Here is an 18,034-nt window from a genome sequence, read left to right as displayed (position 1 = left end):
CGCGCGCAAAATGCATGACCTGATGCCGGAAGCGGCCGCGGCGCACCAATTCTTTTTCTTTGCCGGATACACCAAGAAGCGCAGATCTACAATTTGAATTGGCTCACCACTTGGGACAACGCATATGCCTGATCTCGCAGAGATTGCGCTGCGGCCGCAGCCTGCTCGACCAGGGCCGCGTTTTGTTGCGTGCTTTCATCCATCATCGACACAGCACGATTGATTTCTTCGATGCCAGTGCTCTGCTCCCGGCTGGCGACGGTAATGTCACTCATGATCGCAGCGACTTGCCTTACCGAGTCGACGATCCGGGTCATTGTCGTCCCGGCCCGATCGACAAGCAGACTGCCTTCCTCGACTTGTCCGACGGAGTCTCCGATCAGATCCTTGATTTCCCTGGCTGCGGCAGCCGAGCGTTGCGCCAGGCTGCGCACCTCGGTGGCGACCACGGCAAAACCGCGACCTTGTTCACCTGCACGCGCAGCCTCTACCGCCGCATTCAAGGCAAGAATATTCGTCTGGAACGCAATACCATCGATCACCCCGATGATGTCGACAATCTTCCGCGACGACTCCTTGATCGTCCCCATCTTATTGACAACCTGCTCCACCATGACGCCCCCCTCTACCGCCACATCCGAAGTGGATATCACCAGTTGATTCGCCTGATGCGCATTCTCTGCATTTTGCTTCACGGTGGAGGTCAGCTCTTCCATTGCCGACGCCGTTTCTTCCAGACTGGAAGCCTGTGATTCCGTGCGATTCGACAAGTCGGCATTGCCGCTCGCGATCTCGCCCGAGGCGATATTGATGACGGCAATGCTGTTGCGAACATCGCCGACGATGATGCCCAGACTGCCGGTCATATCGTTGAGAGCGTGCATCAGCATCCCGGTTTCATCCATATGCTTTACGCTCGCTTTGCCGGTAAGGTCGTTCCCGGCCACTTTGCGTGCGATCGCCAATGCGTCCTGCAACGGTCGGGACACTACGCGGGCAATCACAATTGCCAGGGCGACACCCAGGGCAATACCGATCGCCAGCAAGATCATGATCCAACGCTGTGACGTGGAATAGATATCGTTGGCACGCTGATCTGCCTCGGCGGAACCTGAAGTGCTTAGCTTTCTCAGCTCGGAAAATTGTCGATCGATGGCCCGATAGGCTTTCAGCGAGTCGCCTTTGGTCAGCGCCATGGCGTCGTCTTTCCGATTGTCTCGCGACAAGGCGATAATCTTTTTGTGCTCGACAAGATAGGCCGCCAGCGTCTTTTTTATTTCTTCGTAGTCAGCCTGTTCTGCCGCACTCAAGGGCAGCCGTTGGTACTCATCCTGCAACTGCGCAAATTCCGCATAGCGCTCACGCAAGCTATTTTCCAGTCCTGCCATGGTTTCCGCATTGGCAAGGATATGCTGAAATTCGGTCGAGCGTACACGCGCCAACACCCGCTCCTGCGTCAGGCTGATGCGCACGGCCGGCAACCATTTCCTGGCGATCTCCATCGTCGCTGCATTGACCCTGGCCATCTGGTTGACGGCAAACAGGCCGACGAAGGTCATCACCAGAATGATCAGTAAAAACGATACCAATAGCTTCGTCGCTATTCTCAAATCGTAGAATTTTTTCATGGTTTCTCTTCAAGGAGATGGACGGACGAACGGAATGCGTCAGGAAAATTGATACAGCTGCGCAGCCGCGCGGAGAACCTGATCCCTCTCCATGATTTCCGGTAGCAAGGTGCGGAGTTCACGACATTCTTGCCGGTAGTCCGTCAGCCGTTCATGCTGGGTATGCGGCCAGTCGCTCCCCCAGAGCAGATGCTGCAACCCGAATTCCTGCCGCAGCAAGGGAACGGCCACAGCGGCGATCCGATTGCCGGTAACGACACCGCCATTGCGATATGCGGCTGACAACTTCACCCAGACGCGCCGGGTCCGCGCGATCTTCAGGAGATAACGGAACCCGGGGTCGCCAACGCCTTGCTCCGGGTCAGGGCGACCGAAGTGATCAACCACGATATTGACGCCGGCATCCAGCAGCGCCGGAAGAACCAGCGGCAAATCGCGCGCCTCCCGGTGAATTTCCACCAGCCACTGATATTGTGCGATGTCCGCCAGTACGCGACGCCACCGCGCGGACGAAAAATCGGGGATCTCGGCGCCGCCGACCAGATTGAAACGAATGCCAACCACGCCTGCATCACGCAAATCCTGCAATTGTTCCCGGCCGATGTCGGCATCGATCATGGCAATGCCGCGCAATCGTTGCGAATGCGCACGCAATGCGGCGATCAGATAACTGTTGTCCGCCCCCAGGAAACTCGGCTGCACCAGCACGCCATGCGATATCGCATTGGCATCGAGACGCGTCAGGTATTCGTCGACGCCCACGTCATAATCCGGTGCGTAGCGGCGCGTGGCCGCCAGCGGCAAACCGCGCGCGAACACATGCGCATGCGTGTCGACGGCAATGCCCGCCGGCATGTCAGGTAAAGAGACTGCCGACATCATGCACTCTCCACCTCAAATTTTTTGCCTCTGGTTTCCGGCAGCATCAGCACTGCCACGACGACCAGGCTATAGGCAATGGCGGCGTCGATGCCGATCGCTTCGCCCAGCGGCATCGAGTCGCTCATGTGCCCCACCAGCACGGGAAATCCTGCGGAGGCGACACGACCGAAGTTATAGCAAAAACCCACTCCTGTTCCGCGAATGCCGCTCGGATACAGCTCGTTGAACAAGGCACCCAGGCTGGCAGGAATACCGGCAGCAAAAAAACCCAGTGGAAAACCCGCGATCAGCATCTGTGTGTCGCTCAACGGCAGGAAGATATAACACAGCACGGTGATGACGCAGCAGATCGCGAACGACGCTACGGTGCGGCGGCGGCCGATACGGTCCAGCAATTGCGCGCTGGCGATACAGCCTGCCCAAAAGGCAACGATGATCACCGCCAGATAACCGCCGGTGCCAAGCACCGACAGATGCTTTTCCGTTTTCAAATAGGTCGGCAACCATGTCATCAGCGCGTAGTAGCCCCCGTGCGCCCCCACGCCCAGCAAACTGCCGATGACGGTCAGGCGCAAAACATCAGGCGCAAAGATGCCCAGCAACGGACTCTTTTGTTTGGCATTGCTTTCACCGGCCCGCTTTTTTGCCAGCAAGAACGCCTCCGGCTCCTGAATGGAACGACGGACATAGACGACCAGCAGCGCGGGCAAAAGGCCGATCATGAACATGGCGCGCCAGGCGGTGTCTTGGGGAAGACAGGAGAACAGCGCCGTGAACAGCAACACGGCGCAGCCCCAGCCGACTGCCCACGCACTTTGCACGGTTCCCATGACCTTGCCGCGATGTTCCGGACGAATCGTCTCTGCCATCAACACCGCGCCGGCGGCCCATTCGCCACCGAAACCGAATCCTTGCAAGGCTTTCAGGATCAGCAAGTGATTGAATGACTGTGCAAACGCGCTGAGGAAAGTAAAGAGCGAGAACCAGACGATCGTGATCTGGAGGGTGCGCACGCGTCCGTACTTGTCCGATGCGGCCCCCGCAACCCAGCCGCCGATGGCGGACGCCACCAGGGTGACGCCGCTGATCAGCCCCGCTTCGCCTTTGCTGAGACTGAAAGCCGCGATCAGCGCCGGTATCGCCAGACTGAACATTTGCACATCAAGTGCATCCAGCGCCCATCCGCTAAAGCAGGCCCAGAAGGTCTTGCGCTCCTTGCCGGATATTTTTTTGTACCAGGTAAACATCGTCTTCTCTCCTATCTCCGTGCATGTAGTCTGCTTGCGTATCGACTCCACGCATCATGCTTGTCGCAGCCATCCATGCATTTTTTAATTGATTCGAGGTTCCCATTTCCGTGAAAGGAAGCGGAAGTTGTTCATTTGCACAAATACTCATATTCATACACTCATATATATGAGTGTATGAAAGATAGCACAAACCGGAGACGCCGGTTGAACAATTGCAGGAGGGCAGCCACTCCCGAGTTAAACTAGAACGCATTTCATCAATAGGCGTGAGATGCGTTCTAACCGCGCCGCACACCTATCATCCGCCCCATGCCAGCATGACATCACTTTTCAAACAATCGGCAGCAGACCCGCGTCTGCCGCTTTATCAGCAACTGCGCGATGAACTCGCAAGCAAAATAAAAGAACAAGTCTGGCAACCAGGCCAGATCATGCCGTCCGAAACGGAACTCAAAAATACGTATCAGGTCGCCGTCGGCACGGTGCGCAAGGCGATTGAAGCGCTTATTGCGGAAGGCCTGGTCGAACGCAGTCATGGCAAAGGCACCTTCGTGCGCAAGCCGCGCTTTGATAATTCGCTATTTCGCTTCTTTCGCTTTGAATCCGCCGACGGGCAAAGACGCGTGCCGACCAGCCATATTGTGCAGCGCAGGAAAATTGCTTCCTCCGCCTACATTGCTGCGGCGCTGCGCTTGAAAACCGGCGCCCCGGTGATTGAATTGCTTCGTTTGCGCCTGGTCGACGAACAACCCGTGCTGGCAGAAAATATATATCTGTGCGCCCAACGCTTCCAGGTTCTTCTGGATTTGGCGGTGGAAGATTTTGGCGATCTTCTGTATCCCTTGTATGAAGAAAAATGCGGACAGATCATCGCTTCCGCCCAGGAAGTCCTGACGGTGGAGTCCGTCACGGAAGCACAGGCCAAACTGCTCGGGCTCTCCGTCAACACCCCGGTCGTGGTGATAGAACGGCTGGCGTTGGGTTCGGACGGCACGCCGCTGGAATGGCGCCAATCGCGCGGCGCCGCCAGCAAGTTTCGCTACAGCGCGGAGATTCGCTGAGCAGCACGGGAAACAAGGAGCGCATGTCCATATGGACATGCGCTCAAGTCGAGCTTATTTGATTTTAATGACGACCTTCCCTTTGGCGCGCCCCGTCTCGACGTAAGCCATCGCCTCGTTCGTCGCCTCGAATGGAAAAACCCTGTCGAGGACCGGACGGATGATTCCTGCATCAACCAGCGACGCAATTCTGTTCAATTGTTCGCCGTTCGCTCTCATGAAAAGAAATGAGAATCCGACATCGAGTTGCTTTGCCTTCTTTCTGGCGCTGAAGCTCAAAAGACGCATGACGAGCGCGACCAACCACGATGCGCCGATCTCTTTTGCAAAATCCGAATCCGGCGGTCCGGAGATCGAGATGAGCTTCCCGCCCTTCTTCAGAATCCGCATGGATTTTTCCATGGTCTTGCCATCCTGGCTATGCAAGACGACGTCATAGTCCTTCAACATCCCTTCAAAATCGTCTTTTTTGTAGTCGATCACGATATCCGCCCCAAGGCTCTTCACCAAATCCAGATTGGCAGCACTTGTGCTGGTCGCTACCGTTGCGCCAAGGTGCTTCGCCAACTGAATGGCGAATGTCCCCACGCCGCCGGAACCCGCCTGAATAAAGATCCTCTGCCCCTTCTTCAATTCCGCTTTCCCGATCAATGCTTGCCATGCGGTCAAGCCCACAAGAGGCAACGAGGCAGCCTCTTCCATCGAGATCGATTTCGGTTTCAAGGAAACGTCTTTGTCACTCACCGCGATAAACTCTGCGAATGTGCCTATCCGGTCTTTGTCGGGACGGGCATAGACTTCATCGCCGGGCTTGAACTGCCTTACTCCAGGTCCGACGCTGACGACCACTCCGGCCACGTCATTGCCCAAAACAAGCGGCATGCGATAGGGCAAAACCAGCTTGAATTCTCCGTTCCTGATTTTGGAATCGAGAAGGTTGACGCCGGCAGCGTGGACCTGAACCAATACGTCGTCGTCACGCAGATCCGGCTCCGGCATTTCTACGGGATGGAGGCGATTGTTGCGGCCATAACGTTTAAGGATGAATGCCTTCATGATGTTCTTTCCCCGTTCTTGTTGAATAAGTTGCGTTCTGGAAATGTTCTTACATGATCTGCAAATATGCGCGCAGACGCATTTCGTCACCGGAAAACGCCGGCATGCCACGTGCATCTCCATCCTTTCTTGCACTGTCGTTGCCTGTTTGCAGATGAGGCAAGACAATGGGTCGGAGCACCCTGTACTGAGCGATGTCCACCATACCCTCGCCACTCCTTGCGGCAATGTCGCCCGGGGCTGGGACTTCGGCTTCTTCGGGATGACGGGAAGCATAGTTGGAAACGAAAAATTCCTGTCCCGGGATGCCGTCCCATTGCCTTGTTTTCATTCGCTGAACCACCTCATCATTGGAACCTGTCCGGGCGCGCCGTCAAGATTCAAGCCGCAAATCTTTTCTGATGCCCGCATCGACAAGAGCCGCCGGCGCGAATCTATGCAGCAACCGCAAACGACTCGCCAAACCACCAGCGGCATAACGGAGCTTGGGGCGACGAGAAACCGCTGCTTTCAGCACGGTTTCGGCCACCACCTCCGGCCCGTCTGCGCCAATCAGCACCTCTTTGACGCGCTTGTTCAAGGCCGCACGAATTTCCCGGTACAGGTCGAGCGGGTTATCGGGTTCCATGGAATTTGCATCGAACCGGGTATTGATATATCCGGGCTCGATGACGCAGACGCGGATACCCATCGTTCGCAGTTCGTGATCGAGCGATGCCGAATACCCTGCCACGGCGTGTTTGGTAGCGGAATAGAGAGCCATGTACGGCATGGGCAGAAAGCCCAGCACCGAGCCGATATTCAAGATGCGGCCGCCATGCTGTTGCCGCATGTAAGGAATCACGGCGCGCGTCATGCGGACCAGCCCGAAGAAGTTCGTTTCGAAAATTGACCGCGCCTGGTCCAGGGAACTTTCCTCCGCCGCGGCCGGCGCAACGCCAAAACCGGCATTGTTCACCAACAGATCGATCCTGCCGCTTCTCCGCATGACAGCATCGACGGCAGCACTGACGGAGTCGTCGCTCGTCACGTCAAGGGGCAACATTTCAAACGATCGCTGCTCCAGGTGAGCTCCTCGCCGACTGGTGCCGTAGACCTTGTACCCTTCCGCCACGAGCCGCTCTGCGCTTGCCTCACCAATCCCCGAAGAAGCTCCGGTCACCAATGCGATTTTGTCGTCCATCATGTTCTCCCGATTTTCATAGAAAGCCTTAGTGGCTTCAAACTGATTTTTTACGAAAATATATGATAATCATCATATTTAAAAACAACGCAAAACCGGCACACATCCTTGATGCATCAAAGAGCCGATGGCGCCAGTTTTTTCCGTGCCGCTTCCAGAAAACTTTCGGACAACTTGGGATCATCGACTGCGCGCGCCATGATCATGGTGCCGACAATCGAAGCAACTATCGTCAATGCTTCTTCATGCCCGGCCGGCGTCCCCCAACCGGGCAGCTCGCGCGCGACCACATCTATCATTTCTTTGATGCGACGGGTGGACGCACGCCGCACTTCGGGCGCCTGACGCGGCATTTCCGAACCGAGCGCGGCAATTGCACAGCCGGTTTCAATCCCTTCGAAATGCGCCATCGACAAGTAGGCCCGTATCATGGCCGGCAAAGCCTGTCCGGGTGGAACCGAAGCGGCGATGCGCTCCGACAAACCGACGGTTTCGGCGCCGGCACGATCCGCCGCCTCCGCCAGCAAGGCTTCACGCGACGCGAAATGGGCGTAAAAGCCTCCGTGCGTAAGACCGGCCTCCTTCATGATGTCGGCGACACCGGTACCGTCATAACCGCTGCGCCGGATTGCGCGTGCGGCGACCTCAACGATGCGCTCATGCGTAATCTCTTTTCGGCCAACAGTTTTTTGTTTGACTGGCTTAGATTTCATGACGATCATCATATATCATTTTTCACAGAAAATGTTCAGCCAATAAATAATTCATCGACAATCTCCCCCTGGGAAACTATTTGTCATTTGGCAATTCCCCGTTGCCGCCGACTCCACGGTATCGGGTATAAAGACGCTCAGGTCACCGGGGTACATCCTTTGGAGGATGGCTGGAAGCAGGAAACATGAAAGGCCAAGCTGAGATAAACTCGACATCAGTCGGAACGCATGTTTATTCTCACTGGCAACAAAAAATACGTTATAAAAGCGTAACCTCGTCATGGGAGCCTGGTCATGAACCGCTTGTTGCCTCTGAATTATCAGATCAATCAACTTGCTAGAATACTGATCCGCCGGTTCCCCGCCGGTTTTTCCCTGCAATCACAGCAGCAGATGCTGGTCGGGAATGAGCGCACGCCGGTACTCAGCAGTGGCGCCGAAGTGCTGAATCTGAATTTCGGGCCGATCGATGAATTCGCCGCTGCCACCGGCGGAAGCGCCACCATCTTCGTGCAACGCGGCAGCGATTTCGTTCGCATCGCCACCTCCATCAAAAAGGAAGATGGCAATCGCGCCGTCGGCACCTTGCTCGATCACTCCCATGCCGGTTATCGCGATCTGCTGGCGGGTCGCAGCTACACCGGTTTTGCGCAGCTGTTCGGCCGCCAGTACATGACCCGTTACGACCCGGTGCGCGACGGCAATGGTCGCGTGGTGGCAGTCTTGTATGTGGGCATCGATGTGAGCCAGCGCCGGCACATTGGCATCGGCGCGCGTATTGCCGGTATGGGCCTGGCCTTGAGCGGCACGATCGTCGGCTTGTATGTCTGGGCTTGCCAGGCGCTGTTGGCGCGCGACGGCGTTGTCGTCGCCAGTCTTCACGAGATCGCCGCGCAGCAACTGCGTTACGGCCTGTTCACCCTGGCAGGTTTGGCTGTGGTCATGGGCCTGCTTTATCTTATGCTGCAAAGGATGATTACCGCGCCGCTGATCGAGGCGACGCACGCCGCGCGGCAACTGGCCACGGGCGATCTGACCACCCTGATTCATGTCGGCCGACGTGATGAGCTGGGCCAATTGATGCAAGCCGTCAACGGTATTGCGCAAGGACTGGCCGGCATCGTCAATGATGTACGCGGCGGATCCGAACGCATCAATACCAACGCGCAGGAAATTGCCGTCGGCAACAGTGATCTGGCGGCACGGGCCGAGGCCCAGGCGGACGCGCTGCAGCAGGTGCGCGCCACGATGGAGAGTTTCACCAGCGGCATCCGCAATAATGCCGACCATACGCGACAGGCCGGCGCGCTGGTGGGCACCGCAGCCAGCCAGGCCCATGACGGCGGTCAAGTCGTCCGGTCGGTGGTGGAGACCATGACGACCATCCGCGCCAGTTCACACAAGGTGGCGGATATTCTGGGCGTGATCGACGGCATCGCGTTCCAGACCAATATCCTCGCCCTGAACGCGGCGGTCGAAGCGGCACGGGCCGGCGAACAGGGACGGGGCTTTGCGGTGGTGGCCACCGAAGTGCGGCAGCTGGCCCAGCGCAGCGCGGCGGCCGCGCGCGAAATCAAGATGCTGATCACGGAATCCGTCGCCAATGTCGACAGCGGCAGCACGCTGGTCAGCAGCGCCGGCACGGCCATGCACAACATCGAGGAAGCCATCGGCAATGTGATCGTGATCATGCGCGAGATTGCCAGCGCCAGCGCCCGCCAAAGTGAAGACATCAGTCAGGTGACGCAGGCCGTCGGAGACATCGACCAGGTGACGCAACAGAACGCTGCGCTCATCACGCAAGCTGCAGGGGCGACTGCAAGCTTGCGAAATGAAGCCGAGAAACTGGTGAAGAACGTGCACATTTTCAAGCTGGCCAAGCGCGCTGGATAATTTTCCCATGCGCCTGTACGGTTGGCTTCACGCCCTTCATTTCGGCCGGGCGAAATGAAGGGCGTCCTGTTGAAGCGTAACGTGTCTGCCATCGGCGGCGGGTTCAGGCGATACGTGCGGCGCCAGTGACGGGCTTGCGCGCGTCCAGGGAAAACGCGCCGGCGCCGAAGGCGACTACTTGTAGCAGGCCACCGGCTATCGAGATGTTCTTCAGCAAGTGGATCATCTGGTTCTGGTCGCCGACCGCGCTGTGGAAGACCAGGCCGGTGACGATTGAAAACAGGGCGAGCGCGAGAGCGGTGAGGCGGGTCTGGAACCCGAACACCAGCAGCAAGCCGCCGCCGAGTTCAACGATGAGCGCGATCACGTAACCAAGCGTGGGGAACGGCAAGCCCATCGCGGTGATATAGCCAATGGTGGCTGCCGGGGCGCTGAGTTTGCCGATGCCGCTGATCAGGAAGAGCGATGCGAGCAGCAGGCGGGCGACGAGCGGCAGGACGGTGTTCGACAGGTTGATTGCGTTTTTCATGGTAGTGCTCCTTAAATAATGAAAATAAAAGTTGGGTTGGTGGTATCGAAATTTACTGCGATGCTTCTGCTTCTAACTGCTTGCGAATGACTTCGATGCTGGCTTCGCCACGGTCCAGTGCAGATTGCGACGTGTGGACCGAGTAGTAGCCGAGAACGAGGTCGTGTGGATGCGGTACGGCCGAACCCAGCACGAATTCGGTGTCGCCCTGCGCGACGAAATCGATAGTGTCCTGACTATCCTCGAAGACGGCGATCTCGTTTTCGAGACGCGCTTCCGAGGCATGCAGGACACCTCGCATCGGCGACACCCAGGCGATGCCGTGTCCTGCGGGCGGCTGATAGCTCCACGCTTCTCCGTCCTGAAGACGTACATGCAGGTAGTTCATCGATGCCCGGGTGCGAATGGCGCTGGAGACGCCACCGTAGCTGCCCAGGATCACCCGGGCGGGGCCTGCCGCCGGCACCGTCTCCGGGGCCAGGTACTGACTGTAAGCCGGCCCATTCTCATCTTCCGGCGGCAACGCCACCCAAAGCTGGAAGCCGCGTACGTTGGAGTTGCCGATGGCGCCCCCGCCATGCCACACGCCGCCGCCCGCATTCATCCACTCGACGCCGCCGGTGGGCAGGATGCCGGTCTTGCCGGTGGTGTCGATGTATTCCATCTGGCCTGAAACAATCACCGTCAGCGTGGCAATGCCGGAGTGCGGGTGCAGGCCCGACAGCGGCTTGCCGCTTGGTGCAATATCGAAATCGTCGAGGAAAACAAAAGGCTTGATGCGTTCGCCCAGGCCGGATGGGCTGACCAGGCGGTTGAACCAGGCCTGGCGCTGGCCGCGGGAACGGTACTGGACCGGACGCCCCGGTTTTGGGGACAAGACTGCACTCACGATGAATCTCCTTTGACGTGATTCAGGTTTAAGGAACGAGGATCGCGGGGCCTGCAATGCGGCGCGCTGCCAGGTCCTGGTGGGCGCGGACCACATCCGACATGGCATAGCGCACTGGAGTGACGTCGCCGAAGACGCCGGCACGCCAGGTGGCGAACAGGTCCCTGCTGGATTCGTCCAGGCTTTCACGACTATTGACATACTGAGCCGTCGCCGGCTTGGTGTAACGAATGCCGCGCTGCGCCAGTTGGTCTTGGAAATTCTGCTGCGGCGAACCCGATGCATTGCCGACATGGACCAGGTGACCGCCGTCGCGCAGCGCCAGGATCGACTGCGCAAAAGTGGCCTGACCAACAAACTCGAACACCACGTCGACGCCACCGGGAGCGATGGCGCGCACCTGGTCCGCCAGGTCAGCCGCGCTGGCGTCGAGCACATGTTCGATCCCGTGGGCACGCACCAGAGGAATCTTGGAGGCAGAACCGACGGTGGCGATGACGGTGGCGCCGAGCGCCTTTGCCCAGCGCGTCACGAGCGATCCGACGCCGCCTGCGGCGCCGTGCACGAGGATCGTGTCGCCGGCCTTGGTGTTGTGTACGCGCTTGAGCAGCATCCAGGCGGTCAGTCCCTTGGTCAGCAGCGCAGCGGCGGTTTCGGTTGTCACGTCCGATGTCAGCTTGACCAGCACGTCGGCTTCGATCATGCGGACCTTGGCATAGGCGCCGAACGAAAAAAAGTAGGCGACGCGGTCGCCGGCGGCAAATCCCGTGACGCCTTCGCCGACTTCCTCGATGACGCCCGCGCCTTCCACGCCCATGTTGAACGGCAGCGTCACGCCGATGGTGCCGTCGCGGAACATCGTGTCGATGAAATTGAGGCCAGCTGCGTCCTGGCGCAGGCGGACCTGGCCGCGCGCCGGCGTACCGATGGCGGCCGGGGCAGGCTCATAGCGCATTACGTCGGGGGCGCCTTGTTCATAAATACGTACGCGGTGTTGATTCATGTTGCTCTCCTTGTCTGGCCAGCGGAGCGTTGTGCCCGCATTCAGCAGATCGATGAGGCAAGTGTATATATCAGCAAAAAGATGATAAAGATGCTATAAATTACATCAGTGTTCCCAATATGGTGATAATAGGAAAGGCTGAAATGGATCAGTTTCTGGCGGTACGGGCATTTACCGCGGTAGTGGAGACCGGCAGCTTCGTCAAAGCCGCCAATGCGCTCGAGCTGCCGCGCAACACGGTGACCAAGCTGGTGCAGGCGCTGGAGGCTCACCTGCGCGTCAAGCTGCTGAACCGGACGACGCGGCGCGTGTCGACGACCAACGATGGCACGGCGTATTACGAGCGCATGGCGCGGTTGATCGACGAATGGCAGGAGGCGGACCTGGCATTAGGAAGTGCCCAATCGAATCCACGCGGAAAATTACGAGTCGACATGGGAGCAACCATTGCGACCGTGCTGGTGATACCGGCACTTCCTGAATTCCAGCGCCGCTATCCGGACTTGCAGATCGACATCGGCGTGAGCGACCGTCCGGTGGACCTGTTGGGCGACCGGGTCGATTGCGTGGTGCGCAGCGGCGTGATTACGGATCCATCGTTGATCGCGCGCCAGATCGGCGACATGCCCTTTGTCACGACCGCGACCCCGGGTTACCTACGAAAGCATGGCGTGCCGAAGCACCCGTCCGATCTTGAGAACGACCATCTGTTAATCCGCTATTTCTTCGCAGGCACGGGACGGAAACTGCCGATCGAACTGGTGCGTGGCAACGAGCGCATCAATGTGAACGGACGGCATTTTGTCGGCATCAACGACACCAATGCCATGCTGGCGGCGGGCTTGGCAGGTCTGGGGGTGATGCATTCTCCGGCGTTTATCGCGGAGCAGCACATCGCCTCGGGCCTGCTGGTGCCGCTGCTACGCGACTGGAAGGCCGACAGCGTTCCATTGTCGATTGTTTACGCCCCCAACCGCCATCTGAGCACCCGTGTGCGTGTGTTTGTGGACTGGATGGTGGAGCTGATACGGGAACGAGGACTGGGCCGTTAAGCAGGTTGGGCGCCAATAACACAGGAGCGCCAACGAATTATTGTTGCGGGATGATTTCTGCTCCCTGCGCTAAATTCGCGCAATTATCCTTTGCGGACATGCAAGCACATCGGCGATCGCAACGTTGCCCATAACTACCTCAGAAAAGTCCGCTCGCGCAGGCTTGTCTATTCATCATGCGGCGCCATGCGATGCATGCTCAGGCCCGCCAGCTTCGCCGCATTCACCACGGAGTCGTAGGTCGCCGCATCCAGGAAGCCCAGCGACAACGCCGCCGCGCGCGGCGTGATGCCTTCCTCGAGCGCCCTGGCGGTAATCTGTGCCACTTTGTCGTAACCGAGAATCGGGTTCAGCGCCGTCACCTGCAATAGCGCATTGCCGACGTTGTCGGCCAACCGTACCGCATCCACTTCCAGCCCCTGAACCAGTCGCCGGGCAAATACGCGCGAAGCATCTGCCAGCAAACGGATCGATTGCAACAAGTTACTGATCAGCACCGGCTTGGCGACGTTCAGCTCGAAATTGCCGGAGGCGTTGGCAATGGTGATCGTCGCATGGTTGCCCATCACTTGCATGCAGGCCTGCGCCAATACTTCCGCGATGGTCGGGTTGCGCTTTCCGGGCATGATTGAACTGGTAAGGCCGTCGTCGGGAACCTTCAATTCACCGAGACCGCAACGCGGACCCGAGCCCAGCCAGCGAATGTCGTTCGCCATCTTGATCAGGGACGTAGCGAGCACGTTCAATGCGCCGGAAACTTCGACCATGGCGTCATGCGCAGCCATGCCCTCGAACTTGGACGGATTGGGAGAAAAGCCTTGGCCGGTAAGCGCGCTGATTTCCTCGCAAAAAATGCGATCAAAATCCGGCGGCGCATTTAAACCCGTACCGGCAGCCGTGCCTCCTTGCGGCAGTAACAACAGGCGCGGCATGCTTGCATCGATGCGGTCAATGCCATGGCCAATCTGCCGGGCAAAGGCATCGAAGCTCTGCCCCATCGTCATCGGTACGGCATCCATCAGATGCGTCCGCGCTATCTTCAACACCGCAGAAAAAGCCGTGGCGCGCTCTGTCAGGCTGTCCCGCAACAGGACGAGCGCCGGTTTGAGCCGGGTTTCCAACTCAAGCACGGTCACCAGATGCATCACCGTCGGAAAGCTGTCGTTGGAAGACTGCGAGGCATTGACATGATCATTGGGATGAACCGGCGATTTTGTCCCGAGAGCCTGTCCCAGCAATTCATTGGCCCGGTTCGCGATGACTTCGTTGGCGTTCATGTTGGTTTGCGTACCCGACCCGGTCTGCCATACCGTGAGCGGGAAGTGATCATCGAAACGTCCCTCCCGCAACTCCTCGGCGGCACTGACGATGGCATTCGCCATGACCGTATCGAGTACGTCGCAACGCCGATTGGCGCGCGCTGCGGCAATCTTCTGCAATCCGAATGCATGCAGCAGGCATGCGGGGAAACGCTCCTCGCCGACTTCAAAAATGCTCATCGCGCGTTGCGTCTGCGCGCCCCAATACTTATCGGACGGAATGTCGACGGGGCCAAAAGCGTCGTGTTCGATGCGTGAATTGCTCATTTTCAATCCAATGCAGTGTTGAAGCGGACCGTGCCGCAGATTGATCGATGATCAATCAGATGAATAGCTAACGGATACGCACAGACGACCCAGGCAAGGAAAAAACCTCGACGCTGTCGTAGCGAAACTTCGCGACCGCGCCCTGCAATGACCGGGCCTGCTCTTGCAGCGACATCGCCGCGGCGGCCGCTTCTTCAACCAGAGCCGCATTCTGCTGCGTCACGCCATCCATCTGCGTTACCGCTTTATTGATTTGATCTATGCCGTCTTTTTGCTCATCGGAGGCCAGCGAGATTTCGCGAATGATGGCGCTTACCTTGCGTACCGCGTCAGTGACTTCCTGCATGGTAACGCCGGCTTGCTCCACCAGCGATGTGCCGCTGTCGACTTTATCGACGGACTCATCGATAAGTTGCTTGATCTCTTTTGCCGCTACCGCGGAGCGTTGCGCCAGGCCGCGCACTTCGCTGGCGACGACGGCAAAGCCCCTGCCTTGCTCGCCGGCCCGTGCAGCTTCGACAGCGGCATTGAGCGCAAGAATATTGGTCTGGAAGGCAATGCCGTCAATCACGCCGATGATGGCCGACATCTGGTTCGAGCTGCCTTGTATGCCGCGCATGGTCTGCACCACTTTATCGGTCACTTCCCCGCCACGCAGGGCAATGGATTCCGCTTCACTGGCGATGGCGTTCGCCTGCCGGGCGCTTTCCGAGTTCTGCTTCACGGTGCCGGTCAGCTCTTCCATGCTGGCGGCCGTCTGTTCCAGCGAGGCAGCCTGCTCTTCCGTGCGCTGCGACAGATCGGCATTGCCGGAGGCAATCTGGCTCGTCGCCGTCGCCATCGAATCGGCCGACTGACGAACGGCGGTGACGGTGCTGCGCAATCCATCGCGCATGTCTTTCAGGCCGCTCATCAATTTCCCCATCTCGTCCTGAGACCGAATCGGAATGTGGCGGCTCAGATCGCCGGCGGCGATCGCCGAAAAATGAAACAGGGCCTGATCAAGAGGACGAGCAATGGCGCGCTGCAAACCCCAACCGCAGACCACGCCCACGACGATGCCGAGCACGATCATGCCAATGGAGATGAAACCCACGGTGCGAAATTCGCTGCTGAAACCATCGTAATTTTCCTGGCCATGCTTCAGAAGATACTGATCCAGCTGGGTTCCGCCCTTGGTGAACGCCAATGCCAAAGGCGGAGCAATCTGCATGGTGATCTTGTCGGCGGAGACGCTGTCCTTGCTCAACAATGCCGCCAAAGCGGGCTCTATCGCCTGCTGAATGAAAGTACTGCGTTTGGCCGCCACATCCCTGGCGATCGACTCTTCCTCGGCGGACTTGGGCAAGTCCAGATAACGGCGCCAGGCGTTGTCGGACACCTTCAGATAATCCCTGGTCTTGTCGACCAGCGCCTTGATGTCGCCCGACTCGGGATGCAGCAGAGCCCGATCGATGGCGATACGCGCGACGGCAAGGTTGTACTTGGATTCGCCGATCGCCAGGGCCGAAGCCAACTGCACGGAATAGGTTTCATGCAAGGCCGTTTCGCCCGCGCGATTGGATATCTGGCCAATCACGCCAACGACGATCAATAGAAAGACCAGCGCAAAAATGGCGCCGGTGATACGTGCCTTGATAGAGATTCTTGACAACATTTCATACCTCGCTGCAGCGCTCGCGATGGATCGGAGACGCCATATCCGACAGATTCATAAATGGAAACCGACCTGTCCTTCGAAAGTGCATCGATGTGGACAGATCGGCTCGCTTGCTTGATGCTAAAAAAACCGGCTACAACCTGACGTCCTGTCGCGCGCTGGTTGCGCTCACGCTATTCATGGCTTCATCCTCGGCCATCACCTGCGGATAGCGCTCCGGATGCAGATGCTTTTCCGCCATGGCTGCGTCGAATGTTCCCGACCACTTTGCAACGACGACGGTCGCCACGCTATTGCCGATCGTGTTGCAGGTGGCAATCGCCATCGACAAGAAACGATAGACCCCAAAAATGACCGCCAGGCCTTCTATCGGCAAGATCCCCGTCGAGGTCACGGTGGCGGCAAACACCACGAAGGAACCTCCCGATACCGTCGCGGCGCCCTTGGATGTCAGCAACATCAGCAACAGAATGCCAAGCTGCTGATCCAGACCGAGAGGAACGCCGTAGGCATGTGAAATGAACATCACCCCCATTGCCATGAAAATCGATGTGCCATCGAGATTGAAGGCATAGCCGGTAGGCAGCACCAGACCGACCGTCTGCTTTGCGCAGCCGAGACGCTCAAGCTTGATGAGCAAACGCGGCAATGCGCTTTCGGAAGACGCCGTGCCGAGCACGATGAAGATTTCTTCCTTGATGTAGCGCAGGAAACGCCACAGGCTGAATCCCGCAAGCCTGGCGATGGAGCCGAGCACCACCGCCAAAAACAGAATGATGACGCCATAGAAGCCCAGCACCAGTTGCGCCAGCGCAACCAGCACCGCGGTGCCGTTGCTGCCCACGGAATACGCCACCGCGCCGAAGGTGCCGATGGGCGCCAGTTTCATCACCAGATTGATGAACGAGAACAGCACTTCCGAGATGTAGTCCAGTCCCACGTTGACCTTCTCGCGACGCGCTTCGGGAATCGCCAGAATCCCGATGCCGACCATCACCGCCAGCACAACCACTTGCAGCAACTCACCCTTGGCAAATGCGCCCACGAAGTTGTCCGGCACGATGTGCATCATGAAGGACAGAAAGCTTTGCGTTTCGGCTTTTGCCGCAGCCGGCGGTACGGCGCCCACGGTCATGTGACTCATGTTGCTGCCCAGCTCGAGCAAATTGCCTGCCAGCAGTCCGATCACCAATGCGATGGTCGAAACGACTTCGAAGTAGACAATCGAGCGCCAGCCGACACGACCCGCACTCTTGATGTCGCCGGCGGAAGCGATCCCGTGGACGATGGTCAGGAACACCAGCGGCGCCACGCCGGCTTTGATGAGCGACAGGAACATATCGCCCAGCAATTTCAGCTGCGCGGAAAATTTCGGGAATAAAAATCCAACTGCGATGCCAAGCACGAGCGATGCCAGGACCTGCATGCCGAGCTTGCGATACCAGGGAGTTTTTTTGGAAGTTGCAGTCATCATGTCTCCTTGGCGCCGGTCAGATTGTGATTGCGCCGGACAGTTTAATTGCCTGGTCCACCATTTGCGGAGCGAGGCCAAGATAGTTTTCAGGAGCGGTCAGGCGATCGATGGTGGCCCGGTCGAAGTGTTCCGTCACTTCCGGCATGGCAGCCAGGGCATCGGCCAGCGAACCGCC

Annotated in this window: 16 protein-coding genes and 1 pseudogene; 3 read left to right on the top strand and 14 right to left on the bottom strand. The window is 58.3% G+C overall.

Translation table 11 applies throughout. The annotated features are described in order from the left end of the window. Window positions 1–86 precede the first annotated feature (86 nt). The 3 genes from PMI16_RS20255 to PMI16_RS20245 are packed head-to-tail and all read right to left on the bottom strand — an operon-like array spanning window position 87 to window position 3,757. On the bottom strand, window positions 87–1,628 hold the full coding sequence (locus PMI16_RS20255; protein WP_007883045.1) for a methyl-accepting chemotaxis protein: 1,542 nt from the start codon (window positions 1,626–1,628) through the stop codon (window positions 87–89). 39 nt (window positions 1,629–1,667) lie between these two features. Further along, entirely contained in the window at window positions 1,668–2,510 is an 843-nt protein-coding gene (locus PMI16_RS20250) for an amidohydrolase family protein (RefSeq protein WP_007883044.1), read from the bottom strand. Next, entirely contained in the window at window positions 2,507–3,757 is a 1,251-nt protein-coding gene (locus PMI16_RS20245) for an MFS transporter (protein ID WP_007883039.1), read from the bottom strand. The genes PMI16_RS20250 and PMI16_RS20245 overlap by 4 nt, the downstream gene beginning before the upstream one ends. A gap of 320 nt (window positions 3,758–4,077) precedes the next feature. On the opposite strand from PMI16_RS20245, the gene PMI16_RS20240 reads away from it, so the two are divergent. Continuing rightward, entirely contained in the window at window positions 4,078–4,821 is a 744-nt protein-coding gene (locus tag PMI16_RS20240; protein ID WP_034381488.1) for a GntR family transcriptional regulator, read from the top strand. A gap of 54 nt (window positions 4,822–4,875) precedes the next feature. Here PMI16_RS20240 and PMI16_RS20235 read toward each other — a convergent pair whose 3' ends face one another. The 4 genes from PMI16_RS20235 to PMI16_RS20220 form a co-directional block, all read right to left on the bottom strand. Beyond that, window positions 4,876–5,877 (bottom strand): NADP-dependent oxidoreductase, encoded by a 1,002-nt coding sequence (locus PMI16_RS20235; protein WP_007883036.1) that lies wholly within the window; start codon window positions 5,875–5,877, stop codon window positions 4,876–4,878. Between the two features lie 49 nt (window positions 5,878–5,926). Beyond that, entirely contained in the window at window positions 5,927–6,208 is a 282-nt protein-coding gene (locus PMI16_RS20230) for a hypothetical protein (protein ID WP_007883035.1), read from the bottom strand. A gap of 42 nt (window positions 6,209–6,250) precedes the next feature. Beyond that, entirely contained in the window at window positions 6,251–7,060 is an 810-nt protein-coding gene (locus tag PMI16_RS20225; protein ID WP_007883034.1) for an oxidoreductase, read from the bottom strand. 116 nt (window positions 7,061–7,176) lie between these two features. After that, a complete protein-coding gene (locus PMI16_RS20220) occupies window positions 7,177–7,785 on the bottom strand; it encodes a TetR/AcrR family transcriptional regulator (RefSeq protein WP_007883033.1) in 609 nt (202 codons plus the stop codon). A 282-nt stretch (window positions 7,786–8,067) separates the two neighbouring features. On the opposite strand from PMI16_RS20220, the gene PMI16_RS20215 reads away from it, so the two are divergent. Continuing rightward, entirely contained in the window at window positions 8,068–9,666 is a 1,599-nt protein-coding gene (locus PMI16_RS20215) for a methyl-accepting chemotaxis protein (RefSeq protein ID WP_007883030.1), read from the top strand. A 103-nt stretch (window positions 9,667–9,769) separates the two neighbouring features. Here the strand turns inward: PMI16_RS20215 and PMI16_RS20210 are convergent, their stop codons facing one another. The 3 genes from PMI16_RS20210 to PMI16_RS20200 are packed head-to-tail and all read right to left on the bottom strand — an operon-like array spanning window position 9,770 to window position 12,087. After that, window positions 9,770–10,195: a DoxX family protein gene (locus PMI16_RS20210; RefSeq protein WP_007883027.1), complete on the bottom strand. Its 426-nt coding sequence runs from the start codon at window positions 10,193–10,195 to the stop codon at window positions 9,770–9,772. Window positions 10,196–10,247: 52 nt separating this feature from the next. Beyond that, window positions 10,248–11,084 (bottom strand): pirin family protein, encoded by an 837-nt coding sequence (locus tag PMI16_RS20205; protein WP_007883023.1) that lies wholly within the window; start codon window positions 11,082–11,084, stop codon window positions 10,248–10,250. A 28-nt stretch (window positions 11,085–11,112) separates the two neighbouring features. Then, window positions 11,113–12,087 (bottom strand): quinone oxidoreductase family protein, encoded by a 975-nt coding sequence (locus tag PMI16_RS20200; protein WP_007883020.1) that lies wholly within the window; start codon window positions 12,085–12,087, stop codon window positions 11,113–11,115. A 143-nt stretch (window positions 12,088–12,230) separates the two neighbouring features. On the opposite strand from PMI16_RS20200, the gene PMI16_RS20195 reads away from it, so the two are divergent. Further along, on the top strand, window positions 12,231–13,139 hold the full coding sequence (locus PMI16_RS20195) for a LysR family transcriptional regulator (protein ID WP_007883018.1): 909 nt from the start codon (window positions 12,231–12,233) through the stop codon (window positions 13,137–13,139). A gap of 167 nt (window positions 13,140–13,306) precedes the next feature. Here the strand turns inward: PMI16_RS20195 and PMI16_RS20190 are convergent, their stop codons facing one another. From PMI16_RS20190 to PMI16_RS26070, 4 genes and pseudogenes are all read right to left on the bottom strand, one after another. Continuing rightward, window positions 13,307–14,725 (bottom strand): class II fumarate hydratase, encoded by a 1,419-nt coding sequence (locus tag PMI16_RS20190; protein ID WP_007883017.1) that lies wholly within the window; start codon window positions 14,723–14,725, stop codon window positions 13,307–13,309. A gap of 67 nt (window positions 14,726–14,792) precedes the next feature. Then, window positions 14,793–16,382 carry a methyl-accepting chemotaxis protein gene (locus tag PMI16_RS26695; protein ID WP_007883016.1) on the bottom strand — a complete coding sequence of 530 codons (1,590 nt, stop codon included), beginning with the start codon at window positions 16,380–16,382 and terminating at the stop codon, window positions 14,793–14,795. 136 nt (window positions 16,383–16,518) lie between these two features. Continuing rightward, window positions 16,519–17,856 (bottom strand): cation:dicarboxylate symporter family transporter, encoded by a 1,338-nt coding sequence (locus PMI16_RS20180; protein WP_007883015.1) that lies wholly within the window; start codon window positions 17,854–17,856, stop codon window positions 16,519–16,521. Between the two features lie 19 nt (window positions 17,857–17,875). Next, window positions 17,876–18,034, bottom strand: a pseudogene (locus PMI16_RS26070) (3-carboxy-cis,cis-muconate cycloisomerase); the annotation flags it as partial.

The organism is Herbaspirillum sp. CF444, assembly GCF_000282135.1.
In the GTDB taxonomy this organism is placed as follows: Bacteria; Pseudomonadota; Gammaproteobacteria; order Burkholderiales; family Burkholderiaceae_D; genus Herbaspirillum.
Note: the sequence above shows the minus strand (reverse complement) of the source record. Positions and strands in the feature narration are given on the sequence as shown.

Coding starts and splice junctions, on each gene's coding strand:
- PMI16_RS20255 (WP_007883045.1), bottom strand. CDS start 1,628: ATGAAAAAATTCTACGATTTGAGAATAGCGACGAAGCTATTGGTATCG.
- PMI16_RS20250 (WP_007883044.1), bottom strand. CDS start 2,510: ATGATGTCGGCAGTCTCTTTACCTGACATGCCGGCGGGCATTGCCGTC.
- PMI16_RS20245 (WP_007883039.1), bottom strand. CDS start 3,757: ATGTTTACCTGGTACAAAAAAATATCCGGCAAGGAGCGCAAGACCTTC.
- PMI16_RS20240 (WP_034381488.1), top strand. CDS start 4,078: ATGACATCACTTTTCAAACAATCGGCAGCAGACCCGCGTCTGCCGCTT.
- PMI16_RS20235 (WP_007883036.1), bottom strand. CDS start 5,877: ATGAAGGCATTCATCCTTAAACGTTATGGCCGCAACAATCGCCTCCAT.
- PMI16_RS20230 (WP_007883035.1), bottom strand. CDS start 6,208: ATGAAAACAAGGCAATGGGACGGCATCCCGGGACAGGAATTTTTCGTT.
- PMI16_RS20225 (WP_007883034.1), bottom strand. CDS start 7,060: ATGGACGACAAAATCGCATTGGTGACCGGAGCTTCTTCGGGGATTGGT.
- PMI16_RS20220 (WP_007883033.1), bottom strand. CDS start 7,785: ATGATGATCGTCATGAAATCTAAGCCAGTCAAACAAAAAACTGTTGGC.
- PMI16_RS20215 (WP_007883030.1), top strand. CDS start 8,068: ATGAACCGCTTGTTGCCTCTGAATTATCAGATCAATCAACTTGCTAGA.
- PMI16_RS20210 (WP_007883027.1), bottom strand. CDS start 10,195: ATGAAAAACGCAATCAACCTGTCGAACACCGTCCTGCCGCTCGTCGCC.
- PMI16_RS20200 (WP_007883020.1), bottom strand. CDS start 12,087: ATGAATCAACACCGCGTACGTATTTATGAACAAGGCGCCCCCGACGTA.
- PMI16_RS20195 (WP_007883018.1), top strand. CDS start 12,231: ATGGATCAGTTTCTGGCGGTACGGGCATTTACCGCGGTAGTGGAGACC.
- PMI16_RS20190 (WP_007883017.1), bottom strand. CDS start 14,725: ATGAGCAATTCACGCATCGAACACGACGCTTTTGGCCCCGTCGACATT.
- PMI16_RS26695 (WP_007883016.1), bottom strand. CDS start 16,382: ATGTTGTCAAGAATCTCTATCAAGGCACGTATCACCGGCGCCATTTTT.
- PMI16_RS20180 (WP_007883015.1), bottom strand. CDS start 17,856: ATGACTGCAACTTCCAAAAAAACTCCCTGGTATCGCAAGCTCGGCATG.